Here is an 11,858-nt window from a genome sequence, read left to right on the forward strand (position 1 = left end):
ACCCTATTGATGCAAGTCGCAACAGCCTTAGGGTAAGGGAAACCCGGCGTAACATTGGACTGATGGCATGATCTCCACCCAACATCCTGTGGTAATTTTCGGCGCTGGCGCCATCGGCTGCTATCTGGGCGCGCAATGGGCCGGTGCCGGAATGCCTGTCACCCTGCTCGGACGGGACAGGCTGCTGGCGCTTTCCAAAACGGGTTTCGAGATTGAATCCGGCCCCCGTTTAAGCAGCGCAAAACTGTCCGAGAACCCCAGGATCACAACAGATCCTCTGTGTCTGGCAAAGGCCGGCCTTATTGTGGTGACGGTCAAAGCAACGGCGCTGAATGCAGCTATTACTCAAATCCGCGAACACAGCACGCCAGAGACGCCTGTTCTGTGCCTGCTCAACGGCATCGCCCCTGCCCGAAGGCTTGAAACAGCACTACCCGACTGGCGTATTTCGGCTGGAATGGTTCCCTTTAACGTGGTCTGGAGCAGCGAAACCACTCTGCGGCGCTCCTCTGTCGGTGAGGTTGTTCTGGAACGCACCGCCGCAACCGAACAACTGGTCGCAAGCCTTGGCACAAACGCGCCGGAGATCCGTCTGAGCGATGACATTCGCGCGGTGCAATACGGGAAGCTTTTGCTCAACCTGAACAATCCGGTAAACGCGCTGTCCGGCAAGTCCCTTTACCACCAATTGCGCGAACGTCCCTACCGACTGGTGTACGCTGCGGCCCTGCAAGAAGCACTCGATGTTTACGAAGGTGCGCAAGTTGTTCATGCAAAATCCGGCCCCCTGCCTGCACGTCAGATCGTCCGGATGTTGCGCGCTCCGGACTGGCTGTTCAACACTGTTGCCCTGCGTCTGCAAAAACTCGATCCGCAATCACAAACCTCTATGGCGCAGGATCTGGCGGCTGGCAAACCCACGGAAATTGACACGATCAACGGCGAAATTGTCGATCTGGCGACAGAAACCGGCCAGTTCGCGCCCGTCAACGCCAGACTTGTGGAACTGGTCCGCAGCGCCAGCGCCGGTGGTCAGACATACTTCTCCGGCCCAGAACTCTGCCGCGCCGTCTTGTCCTAAGCCACGGCTCTTTTTGGTTCAAATATCCAAATCCCGTCCCCGAAACACAAAAAAGGCGCCGCAGAGGGCGCCTTTTTCATTTATTCTTTGTCAGTGAAATCAGGCTGTTTTTGCCAGATTGCGCAGAACATAGTGCAGAACACCACCGTTTTTGATGTAGTCGATTTCTACTTCGGTATCGATCCGGCACTTCAGTGTAATCTCTTTCACATCGCCGTTCGGGTAGGTGATGGAGCACAGAACCTCTTGCAGAGGCTTCACGGTTTCCAGACCTTTGATCGAAACGGTTTCCTCACCGGTCAGGCCAAGTGATTTACGTGTGTCGTCGCCAGTGAATTCGAACGGAACAACACCCATCCCTACCAAGTTAGAGCGGTGAATACGCTCGAAGCTCTCGGCGATCACAGCTTTCACACCAAGAAGCGCAGTACCTTTGGCCGCCCAGTCACGGCTGGAACCGGCACCGTATTGAACACCGCCAAAGATCACCAGCGGCGTGCCGTTGGCCTGATGGGCCATCGCCGCATCATAGATCGAGGTTTGTTCGCCATCGACACCTTTGGTGTAACCGCCTTCAACACCGTCCAGCATCTCGTTTTTGATACGGATGTTGGCAAAAGTGCCGCGCATCATCACTTCGTGGTTCCCGCGACGGGAGCCATAAGAGTTGAATTCACGCACAGGCACCTGATGGTCTGTCAGATACTGACCAGCCGGTGTGGACTGTTTGAACGAACCCGCAGGGGAGATGTGGTCGGTGGTGATCATATCACCCAACAACGCCAGAACCTTAGCCCCTTCGATGCTGCTGATCTCGGACGCAGGCTCTTTGGACATGCCTTGGAAATACGGCGGGTTGCGCACGTAGGTGGAGGACGCTGGCCAGTCGTAAGTCAGGCTGTCCGTGGTTTCCACGCCCTGCCACTTTTCGTCACCTTCGAATACGGAAGCGTATTTCTCAAGGAAGGCTTCGCGTGTCACCGTTTGCTCTACCAGTTCTGCAACTTCCTGTGTGGAAGGCCAGATGTCCTTTAGGTAGACGTCATTGCCGTCTTTGTCCTGACCCAGAACTTCTGTGGTGATGTCCACATTCATGTCACCCACCAGAGAGTAGGCAACAACCAGTGGAGGAGAGGCCAGATAGTTGGCGCGCACATCAGGGCTGATCCGCCCTTCAAAGTTCCGGTTGCCCGACAGGATCGACGTGGCGATCAGATCATAATCGTTGATGGCCTTGGAGATTTCAGGCTCAAGCGGACCGGAGTTGCCGATACAGGTCGTACAGCCGTATCCCACGAGGTTAAAGCCGATGGCATCCAGATCTTCTTGCAGATTGGCGGCTTCCAGATAGGCCGAAACCACCTGGCTGCCCGGTGCGAGCGATGTTTTCACCCAAGGCTTGCGGGTCAGGCCTTTTTCACGGGCCTTACGCGCCACCAGACCGGCACCGATCATCACATAAGGGTTGGATGTGTTGGTACAGGATGTGATCGAGGCAATAACGATGGAACCGTCGTGCAGTTGGTAGTTGCCGTCTTCGGTGGCAACATAGCCGCGCTGGTGATGGCCTTCATCGCCCGGAATCTCGCGCGGTTCTGGCTGTCCGCCCTCACCTTCCCAACGGACTTCCGCCCGCTCGCTGGTGTCTTTTGCAGTCCGCTCGCCCTTCACATATTCAGAGAAAGTCTTGCTCGCCTTGTTCAGTGCAATGTAATCCTGCGGACGTTTCGGGCCGGAGATCGCAGGAACGATTGTTCCCATATCCAAAGAAAGCGTGTCCGTGTAAACAGGCGCATAGTTTTCGTCGCGCCACATGCCGTTTTCCTTGGCATAGGCTTCAACCAGCTTGATGCGGGCCTCGTCGCGGCCTGTTGTGCGCAGGTAGCGCAGGGTTTCAGCGTCGATCGGGAAGAAACCGCAGGTCGCGCCGTATTCCGGTGCCATGTTGGCGATTGTCGCACGGTCAGCCAGTGGTAGTTTGTCGAGACCCGAACCGTAGAATTCCACGAATTTGCCAACCACGCCTTTTTCGCGCAGCATTTCCACAACCTTGAGAACAAGGTCGGTACCTGTTGTGCCTTCAACCATCGCGCCGGTCAGTTCAAAGCCGATCACTTCAGGGATCAGCATGGAAATAGGCTGGCCGAGCATGGCTGCTTCGGCCTCGATGCCGCCAACGCCCCAACCCAGAACAGCAGCACCGTTAACCATGGTGGTGTGGCTGTCTGTACCAACCAGCGTGTCCGGATAAGCAACTTCAACGCCGTTCTGGTCCTTGTCTGTCCAAACTGTCTGGGACAGATACTCGAGGTTTACCTGGTGACAGATACCTGTGCCCGGTGGCACAACGCGGAAGTTGTCAAAGGCGCTTTGACCCCATTTCAGGAATGTGTAGCGTTCCATGTTGCGTTCGTACTCGCGGTCCACGTTCATCTGGAACGCCCTCGGGTTGCCGAATTCGTCAATCATCACAGAGTGGTCAATGACCAGATCAACAGGGTTCAACGGGTTGATCTGCTCGGCATCGCCGCCCAGTGCCACAATCCCGTCGCGCATTGCAGCCAGATCCACAACAGCCGGAACACCTGTAAAGTCCTGCATCAGAACACGGGCCGGACGGTATGCGATCTCACGAGGGTTCTTACCGCCGTTCGCGCCCCATTTGGCAAATGCCTTGATGTCGTCCACGGAAACCGTGCGACCGTCATCCTCAAAGCGCAGCATGTTTTCCAGAACAACCTTCAATGCTGCTGGAAGCTTGGTGAAATCCCCGAGACCGGCTTCTTGTGCCGCGGGAATCGAATAATAGTCCACAGAAACGCCATCAACACTGAGGGTTTTGCGGGTTTTGCTGGTATCGTTGCCGACGGATACGGTCATATTGGTCCTCCGAAACTGGATGAATAGAACTGGCTGGCCCGTCAATGCACCATTTTACTGAGTCCTGCAAGGGTGTCGGTATACAATTGTGCACAATAAATCGCCGATCCCTATTACCCGATAAATTTACACAAGTTTATAAAGGCTAAACTGCGTTGCCGCTATGTGCGGACCGGCACGGAACGGACAGGAAAACGGCTTGTGCAAAACATGCTTTTTCGGATGACAGCCTACCGATTGCAGGGCAAACTCGCCCGATGACGACAGGACCCAAACACCCCGCCCCCCATACCAGTTGCGCTTTTCTGTTTGACGGCAGCGGCGGGGCTGTGCCTGTCGATTTGGCAGAGACCAAATCCGTACCAGAAACCGGTTTTCTCTGGGTGCATCTGGTGCGCAGCGACGCGGCTACCGCGCCCTGGCTCGAACAGGCCGGACTGCCACCCATTATCGAAGCCGCCATTACCGCAGAAGATACCCGCCCCCGCTGCACCCCCCATGGCAATGAAGCTGTGGTAATCCTGCGGGGCGTCAATCTGAACGAAGGCGCGCGGGCAGAGGATATGGTTTCGATCCGGCTCTGGGTAAGCGAACACCGCGTCATCAGCTTTGCGCAGCGCCGCCTGCGCGCGCTTGAGGATATACAGGACAATGCCACCAACGGACTGACAGCCCATAGTCCGGGCGATTTCCTCGGGCGGCTGACACAGCGACTGGCAGACCGCGCCGAGCCGACCGTATCCGAACTGAACGAGCAGCTTGACGGAATAGAAGAAACGCTGCTGGAGGATGGCACCCTGCCCGACCGCGGCAATCTCGGGGAAATCCGGCGCACGGCCATTACCCTGCGCCGCTATATGATGCCGCAACGGGATGCCCTGACCACCCTATTGATAGAAGATTTCACCTGGTTGTCCGATGCCGATCTGGCTCGCCTGCGGGAAGCCACTGAACGCATTACCCTTCTGTCCGAAGAACTCGACGCCATCCGCGACCGTGCGCAGGTTGTGCATGACCAGATACTCGATAAACGCTCTGAAACCATGAACCACCAGATGTTTATCCTGTCCTCGGTCGCGGCAATATTCCTGCCGCTCGGACTGATCACCGGCTTGCTTGGCATTAACGTCGGCGGCATTCCGGGCACGGAAAACCCCAGCGCCTTTGCTCTGGTTACAATAGGTCTTGTGGCCATGGGCGGACTGCTGGTCTGGCTCTTCCGCAAATGGGGCCTGCTTTAACCTGCGCCCATTGGTCCCTTCCCCACCGCAAACAAATCCCGTAAGGCTTCGCCTATGATGACAGTCACCGATCTAGACTGCCTGCGCGGGCAAAGATGCGTGCTGAAAGGGGTCTCCTTTTCGCTCGACGCTGGTGATTGCCTGATCCTGCGCGGCCCGAACGGTGCCGGAAAAACCACTCTATTGCGGACCCTTGCGGGATTGAGCCCCTCACCGGAGGGCAGGCTTTCCGCGCCGCCCGAAGCCATTGTCTATACAGGCCATCTGGACGCCGTGAAGCCACAACTGAGTGTCAGGGAAAATTTGGCTTTCTGGCAGGGTATCTATCAGAACGCGCCGAAAGATACACTGACACGCTTTGATCTGGACGAACTGGCCGAACGACCTGCCGCCACACTGTCTGCCGGTCAGAAGCGCCGTCTCGGCCTGGCGCGGTTGCATGTGTCAGGTCGCATGATCTGGTTGCTGGACGAACCGACGACGGCCCTTGATGCGGATCACGTGGCCCGATTCACCGCTATTCTGACGGATCATTGCAGCAGCGGTGGCATTGCCATTATCTCAACCCATCTGGACCTTGACCTTCCGCGCGCGCAAACCCTGAATGTTGCGGATTTCGCAGCTCCGACCGGCAATGGTTCGACAACCAGTGACGACCCCTTTTTGCAAGGGTCCTACTGATGCTGGCGCTATGCAGACGTGACATCCTTCTAGCCGTCCGCTCTGGCGGCGGATTCGGTCTGGCACTGGCCTTCTTCCTGATCCTTGTTATGTTTGTCCCCTTCGGCGTGGGACCGGACCGTGCAGTACTAGCCCGCATTGCACCCGGCATCTTGTGGATCGGCGCATTGTTGGCCTGCCTGCTGTCACTGGACCGCGTGTTCCAGCTGGACGCAGAAGATGGCACGCTTGAGGCGCTCGCCACCTCCCCGATCCCTCTGACAGGTCTGGTCAGCGCCAAAGCCGCCGCCCACTGGATCACCACCGGCCTGCCCCTGACACTGGCCAGCGCGCCACTCGGCTATCTGCTGGGATTGCCCGCAGAGGGATATATCTGGCTCGTGACAAGCCTTGCAGTGGGCACGGTTTCGCTGTCGTTCATTGGAACCTTCGGTGCAGCGATCACAGTCGGCATCAAGCGCGGCGGGCTTTTGTTGTCCCTGCTGGTGCTGCCGCTTTATATCCCCACGCTGATTCTCGGGGCGCAGGTGGTCACACGGGCGGTGAGCGGCCAGAACCCTGTCGCCTCACTGGCGCTGCTTGGCGGGCTGACCTTGCTGACGCTGGCCCTGATTCCGATTGCCGCCGCTATGGCGCTGCGGGCGAATTTGCGTTGATCCCACAGTCCCGATTGAGCCAGCGAAACACAGTTACGAACCTGTGACCCGATGTCCATTGGCGGGGTCGAGAAAACCCGTTACATAAGCGCTTATGTCGCTCTGGGAATATGCAAATCCGGTTAAATTCATGGCTCTCTCGGGCCGCATCCTGCCGTTTGCAACCGTGCTCTCGGCTGCCCTTCTGCTGACGGGCCTGATCTGGGGATTTTTCTTCACAGCAGATGATTTCAAACAGGGCTCCACCGTCAAGATTATCTTCCTGCATGTCCCAGCAGCACTGATGGCGATTAACATCTGGCTGATGATGCTGGTGGCGTCTCTGGTCTGGTTGGTGCGCCGCCATCATGTCTCGGCACTGGCGGCCCGCGCTGCCGCGCCGATTGGCATCACCATGACGCTGATTGCCCTGTTTACCGGTGCGATCTGGGGCAAACCCATGTGGGGCACCTACTGGGCGTGGGATCCGCGACTGACTTCTTTCATGATCCTCTTTGTGTTTTATCTCGGCTATCTCGCCCTGTGGCAGGCGGTAGAAGATGACGACACCGCCGCGGATCTGACATCGATCCTGTGCATGGTCGGATCGGTCTTCGCGCTTTTGTCACGCTATGCGGTGAACCTGTGGAATCAGGGACTGCATCAGGGCGCCACGCTAACCGCCACCAAAGAAAGCCCGATTGACGGCAGTTATTACTACCCGCTGCTCGTCTGCATTGTCGGCTTTATCACCCTGTTTGTAACGCTGGTATTGCTGCGCACACGGATGCACATCCGACTGCGGCGCAGTCGCGCTGTGCTCGCAAGGGAGGCCTCGAGATGATCCCCGATCTTGGTAAATACGCCAGCGATGTGCTCTCGGCATATGCCATCGCACTGCTGCTGCTGGGGGGGCTGGTGGTGATCAGCCTGCGCCAGTCCGCAAAGGCGCGTAAAATACTGGAAGACGCAGAACGAAAGACCCGTAAATGAGCCGCATTTCTCCGTGGGTGGTGCTGCCGCCCGTGCTTTTCCTCTCTATTGCTGCAACGTTCCTGCTGGGGCTGAACCGCACCGACCCGGATGCTCTGCCGTCCACAATGATCGGCAGACAGGCCCCGCCCTTGCAAGTCGAAGCGCTTGGCGATTTACCCCCTGCAACAGAAGAGATGCTGCGCAGCGGCGACTTCAAGCTGGTAAACTTCTGGGCAAGCTGGTGCGGCCCCTGCCGCGTGGAACACCCGAACCTGACCGAACTCGCCGCAAACGGCATGCCGGTGATCGGGCTGAACTACAAAGACAACCCCGCCAATGCGCTGGCCTTTCTTGAAGAACTGGGAAACCCCTATGTGGGCACTTCGTCCGTTGACGGACGCGCAGCACTGGAATGGGGGGTTTACGGAGTGCCGGAGACTTTCCTGCTGGACGCAGACGGAACCATCCTGATGCGCGCTGCCGGTCCGGTAACGCAACGCATAATCCGCGAAAGACTGGTCCCCGCTATGGAGGCAGCGCGCAAATAGGCGCGCCGCCCGTTGGCAAGGTTTACATCGCCAGAACCGATTTGACCGCACTTGCAGCCTCGGCACCTTTTTTAACGAAATGGGCTTTGTAAAACGCCTCGTGCTCGGCTGTTTCCTGATAGTGATGGGGTGTAAGGCTGACCGAAAACACCGGCACACCCGTATCCATCTGGGCCCGCATCAGGCCATCCACAACCGCTGCGGCGACGAAATCGTGACGGTAGATACCTCCGTCCACAACCAGTGCTGCTGCAACGACAGCATCAAATTCGCCTGTCTCGGCCAGTTTTTTGGCCAGAAACGGCATCTCAAATGCACCGGGCACATCGAAGGGTTTTACTTCTGCATCCGGCATCTCTGCCAGAAATCCCTCGTAAGCGCGGTCTACGATATCCGCATGCCAGCGGGCTTTGATAAAAGCTATTTTAGCGGGTTTTGTCATTGCTCTGATCCTTTCCTTCAACAAGACAAGACCCAGAGCGTTCAGACCTCTGCCCCCCCCAAAAGGGGAACAAAGCTCCATTCTCTTCCATCCGGACTATACCGTCGGCTCCGGAATTTCACCGGTATCTGCCCTGTGACAGGCTCGCGGGCTGTAACCGCCGGTGGGGAATTGCACCCCGCCCTGAGAATACGCAATCGCTAGCAAGCCCTGCGCGGCGAGACAAGCCAAAACATGCCGACATTACGTCATTTTCACACCCTTCAATGTTCCAAAAATACTCACCCGACCCGCTGCATCAAAACGCGACCGCCCGAAACTCCTTGCCCACCCGCCGTTGAGTTTTGTATCAGCAGGCAACAACACAGGAGCATTCTCGCATGACCAGCCTTACCATCCGCCGCCCCGACGACTGGCACCTGCATTTACGCGACGGGGATATGTTGCGCGGCGTTCTGCCCGAAACCGCGCGCGATTTTGCCCGTGCGATCGTCATGCCGAATCTGGTGCCCCCTGTGGTCACCGCAAAAGACGCCGCTGCCTATAAGGAGCGCATCCTTAGCGCCCTGCCTGCAGGCAGCGACTTCCAGCCGCTGATGACGTTGTATCTGACAGAAACCACCGATCCAAATGATGTGGCTGCCGCCTTTGCAGACGGTCTGATCCACGCGGTCAAACTATACCCCGCCGGTGCCACCACAAATTCGGCCTCCGGTGTGAAAGACATCAACAAGGCGATGCCGGTGCTGGAAAAAATGGCCGAGATCGGCGTGCCCATGTGTGTTCACGGCGAAGTCACCGATGCGGATGTGGATATTTTCGACCGCGAGGCTGTGTTCATCGACACGAAACTTGATCCTCTGCGCCGCCGCCTGCCGGAACTGCGGGTGGTGATGGAGCATGTGACCACCAGTGACGGGATTGATTACATCAGCGAGGCAGAAGAAAATCTGGCCGGTACCATCACCACTCATCACCTGATCATCAACCGGAACCACCTGCTGGTGGGGGGCATCAAACCCCATTACTACTGCTTGCCCGTGGCCAAACGCGAAGAACACCGCCTTGCCCTGCGCCGCGCTGCTACCTCCGGCGACGAACGGTTCTTCCTTGGTACTGATTCCGCCCCTCACACCGACCCGAACAAACTCTGCGATTGCGGCTGTGCAGGCGTGTTTTCTGCCACCAACACGATGGCCTGCCTTGCCCATGTGTTCGAAGAAGAAAACCGGCTCGATAATCTGGAGGCTTTTGCCTCACTCAACGGTCCGGCCTATTACAAACTGCCGGTGAACGAGGCGACGTTGACTTTGACCAAGCAGGACTCTCCGGTCAGCTATCCCAAAACCATCGAAACCGGTGAAGGCCCTGTCACCCTGTTTGATCCGGGTTTTCCGCTTTACTGGTCCGCATCCTGAGCCTGACACAAAAAACCCGGCTGCCAAAGCAGCCGGGTAAGTGCACCTGATGAATGACCGCCGACCTCGGAGGGAAGGACAGTCATGAGGCAGTTAAGAGAACGACAGTCCGAGTCTAACCGAAATTAGCAATGTTGGGTGGCCGGCGCACAAAAATCGGATCAGCTTACGCATCACCGAGACGAGGATTTGCACGCAGACAATCCACACCCGATTCGCGTCCTCACAAGAGAAACCTAGCATGAATTGTATTGATGCAAAAGTTTTCCACTATATTTTGTGTTATACCATTTTAAACCCGAATTTTTTTCGGTTCTGAAGAACTTCGCTTAACCCTGCCGTTCCAACGGTTTTTCGGGCTTATCCACAGGCTGTCCACAGCGTTTTGCAGATTGCCATTTGCCGCCCGATAAACCACATTACAGGCAATCAGAAAAAGAGGACGAGATGAGCGGAATCGCAGCAATACCGGACCCCGGCCCGACCCCTGACTCAGGCGAAAAATCGACCCCGCTACCCCATTCAATCGAAGCGGAACAGGCGCTGCTCGGGGCGTTGCTTGTGAACAACGAAGTCTATGACCGGGTCGCTTCGCTGGTAAATGAAACCCATTTTTTCGATCCCGTGCACGGGCGCATCTTTGAGGTTATCGCGCGGCGCATCCAGAAGAACGCGCTCGCCTCCCCCGTTACGATCAAGGCATTTCTGGAAGATGATCCCGGGCTGGCCGAACTGGGTGGTCCGGCCTATCTTGTACGCCTTGCAGGGGCATCCATGTCGATCTTTGCCGCGCGGGATTACGCGCAGATGATCTATGACATGGCCATCCGCCGTGACCTGATCGCCATTGGTGAGGAAATCAGCGCCAAAGCCACTGCCATGAGCGTTGATGACGAACCGAAAGAGCAAATCGTCGCCGCCGAGCAACGGCTTTACGCGCTTGGGGAACAAGGCAGCGTAGACAGCGGCTTCCAGTCTTTCCTGAAGGCCGTGACCGAAGCGGTGAATGTGGCCAACACAGCCTATCAGCGGGACGGCGGGCTTGCCGGGATTTCCACCGGTCTGCGCGACATGGATAGCAAGCTCGGCGGGTTGCATAAATCCGACCTTCTGATCCTTGCAGGGCGCCCTTCCATGGGGAAAACATCGCTTGCAACAAACATCGCCTATAATATCGCCAAGGCCTACAAGAAGGGTATCCTGCCGGACGGTAAAGAAGGCGCGGTTGAAGGCGGTGTCGTCGGGTTCTACTCTCTCGAGATGTCCGCCGAACAGCTCGCGGCCCGTATTCTCTCCGAAGCATCCGAGGTGGAATCTCACAAAATCCGCGCCGGTGATATGACCGAAGAGGAATTCCGCCGGTTTGTGGAAGCTGCGAAAAGCCTTGAAAACTGCCCGCTGTTTATTGATGACACCGCCGCGCTGCCGATCTCCCAGCTTGCCGCCCGCGCCCGCCGTCTGAAACGGACCCACGGGCTGGACGTTCTGATTATCGACTATCTGCAACTTGTGCGCCCTGCCACAGCCAAGGACAGCCGCGTGAACGAGGTGTCCGAGATCACGCAGGGCATGAAAGCCATCGCCAAGGAACTGGACATCCCCGTCATTGCGCTGTCCCAGCTGTCCCGTCAGGTGGAAAGCCGCGATGATAAACGCCCCCAACTCTCGGACCTTCGGGAATCCGGCTCGATCGAGCAGGATGCGGACTGTGTTATGTTCGTGTATCGTGGCGAATACTATAAGGAACGGGAAAAACCGGCCGAACACGAAGCCGAAAAAATGATGACATGGCAGGCCGAAATGGAAGAATTGATGGGCAAGGCCGAAGTGATCATCGGCAAACAACGTCACGGCCCCATCGGTTCGGTCGATCTGGCGTTCGAAGGTCGCTTTACCCGTTTCAGCGATCTGGCCAAACCATGGCAGGGCAACCGCGACGAAGAATACTGAAACTGAG

The 11,858-nt window shown here is 57.1% G+C and carries 11 protein-coding genes and 1 riboswitch; of the genes, 9 read left to right on the forward strand and 2 right to left on the reverse strand.

The window, feature by feature from the left end:
- Positions 1-67 precede the first annotated feature (67 nt).
- Positions 68-1,081: a 2-dehydropantoate 2-reductase gene (locus tag C0U40_RS06175; protein WP_101654905.1), complete on the forward strand. Its 1,014-nt coding sequence runs from the start codon at positions 68-70 to the stop codon at positions 1,079-1,081.
- A gap of 99 nt (positions 1,082-1,180) precedes the next feature.
- On the opposite strand, the gene acnA is transcribed toward C0U40_RS06175, so the two are convergent.
- On the reverse strand, positions 1,181-3,961 hold the full coding sequence (gene acnA / locus C0U40_RS06180; protein WP_101654906.1) for an aconitate hydratase AcnA: 2,781 nt from the start codon (positions 3,959-3,961) through the stop codon (positions 1,181-1,183).
- 257 nt (positions 3,962-4,218) lie between these two features.
- On the opposite strand from acnA, the gene C0U40_RS06185 reads away from it, so the two are divergent.
- The 6 genes from C0U40_RS06185 (at position 4,219) to C0U40_RS06210 (ending at position 8,041) form a co-directional block, all read left to right on the forward strand.
- Positions 4,219-5,202: a zinc transporter ZntB gene (locus C0U40_RS06185; protein WP_101654907.1), complete on the forward strand. Its 984-nt coding sequence runs from the start codon at positions 4,219-4,221 to the stop codon at positions 5,200-5,202.
- A gap of 54 nt (positions 5,203-5,256) precedes the next feature.
- On the forward strand, positions 5,257-5,883 hold the full coding sequence (gene ccmA, locus C0U40_RS06190) for a heme ABC exporter ATP-binding protein CcmA (protein WP_101654908.1): 627 nt from the start codon (positions 5,257-5,259) through the stop codon (positions 5,881-5,883).
- Complete coding sequence (ccmB, locus tag C0U40_RS06195) at positions 5,883-6,539, forward strand: heme exporter protein CcmB (protein ID WP_101654909.1); 657 nt, start codon at positions 5,883-5,885, stop codon at positions 6,537-6,539. Before ccmA ends, ccmB begins: the two co-directional genes overlap by 1 nt.
- Positions 6,540-6,633: 94 nt before the next feature.
- A complete protein-coding gene (locus C0U40_RS06200; RefSeq protein ID WP_101654910.1) occupies positions 6,634-7,362 on the forward strand; it encodes a heme ABC transporter permease in 729 nt (242 codons plus the stop codon).
- Complete coding sequence (ccmD, locus tag C0U40_RS06205) at positions 7,359-7,511, forward strand: heme exporter protein CcmD (protein ID WP_101654911.1); 153 nt, start codon at positions 7,359-7,361, stop codon at positions 7,509-7,511. The genes C0U40_RS06200 and ccmD overlap by 4 nt, the downstream gene beginning before the upstream one ends.
- A complete protein-coding gene (locus C0U40_RS06210; RefSeq protein WP_101654912.1) occupies positions 7,508-8,041 on the forward strand; it encodes a DsbE family thiol:disulfide interchange protein in 534 nt (177 codons plus the stop codon). Before ccmD ends, C0U40_RS06210 begins: the two co-directional genes overlap by 4 nt.
- A 22-nt stretch (positions 8,042-8,063) precedes the next feature.
- Here C0U40_RS06210 and C0U40_RS06215 read toward each other — a convergent pair whose 3' ends face one another.
- On the reverse strand, positions 8,064-8,483 hold the full coding sequence (locus C0U40_RS06215) for a 6,7-dimethyl-8-ribityllumazine synthase (protein WP_101654913.1): 420 nt from the start codon (positions 8,481-8,483) through the stop codon (positions 8,064-8,066).
- 75 nt (positions 8,484-8,558) lie between these two features.
- Positions 8,559-8,678: riboswitch (FMN riboswitch) on the reverse strand.
- A 185-nt stretch (positions 8,679-8,863) separates the two neighbouring features.
- On the opposite strand from C0U40_RS06215, the gene pyrC reads away from it, so the two are divergent.
- Both pyrC and C0U40_RS06225 read left to right on the forward strand, forming a co-directional pair.
- A complete protein-coding gene (gene pyrC, locus C0U40_RS06220) occupies positions 8,864-9,901 on the forward strand; it encodes a dihydroorotase (protein ID WP_101654914.1) in 1,038 nt (345 codons plus the stop codon).
- A 447-nt stretch (positions 9,902-10,348) separates the two neighbouring features.
- Positions 10,349-11,851 (forward strand): replicative DNA helicase, encoded by a 1,503-nt coding sequence (locus C0U40_RS06225; protein WP_101654915.1) that lies wholly within the window; start codon positions 10,349-10,351, stop codon positions 11,849-11,851.
- Positions 11,852-11,858 lie beyond the last annotated feature (7 nt).

This window comes from Neptunicoccus cionae (assembly GCF_002860325.1).
Lineage (GTDB): Bacteria > Pseudomonadota > Alphaproteobacteria > Rhodobacterales > Rhodobacteraceae > Amylibacter > Amylibacter lutimaris.

Bases quoted from the DNA above. Each gene is read 5' to 3' on its own strand.
- C0U40_RS06185 (WP_101654907.1), top strand. From the start codon at position 4,219: ATGACGACAGGACCCAAACACCCCGCCCCCCATACCAGTTGCGCTTTT.
- C0U40_RS06225 (WP_101654915.1), top strand. From the start codon at position 10,349: ATGAGCGGAATCGCAGCAATACCGGACCCCGGCCCGACCCCTGACTCA.
- C0U40_RS06175 (WP_101654905.1), top strand. From the start codon at position 68: ATGATCTCCACCCAACATCCTGTGGTAATTTTCGGCGCTGGCGCCATC.
- C0U40_RS06210 (WP_101654912.1), top strand. From the start codon at position 7,508: ATGAGCCGCATTTCTCCGTGGGTGGTGCTGCCGCCCGTGCTTTTCCTC.
- acnA (WP_101654906.1), bottom strand. From the start codon at position 3,961: ATGACCGTATCCGTCGGCAACGATACCAGCAAAACCCGCAAAACCCTC.
- ccmA (WP_101654908.1), top strand. From the start codon at position 5,257: ATGATGACAGTCACCGATCTAGACTGCCTGCGCGGGCAAAGATGCGTG.
- pyrC (WP_101654914.1), top strand. From the start codon at position 8,864: ATGACCAGCCTTACCATCCGCCGCCCCGACGACTGGCACCTGCATTTA.
- C0U40_RS06200 (WP_101654910.1), top strand. From the start codon at position 6,634: ATGTCGCTCTGGGAATATGCAAATCCGGTTAAATTCATGGCTCTCTCG.
- ccmB (WP_101654909.1), top strand. From the start codon at position 5,883: ATGCTGGCGCTATGCAGACGTGACATCCTTCTAGCCGTCCGCTCTGGC.
- ccmD (WP_101654911.1), top strand. From the start codon at position 7,359: ATGATCCCCGATCTTGGTAAATACGCCAGCGATGTGCTCTCGGCATAT.
- C0U40_RS06215 (WP_101654913.1), bottom strand. From the start codon at position 8,483: ATGACAAAACCCGCTAAAATAGCTTTTATCAAAGCCCGCTGGCATGCG.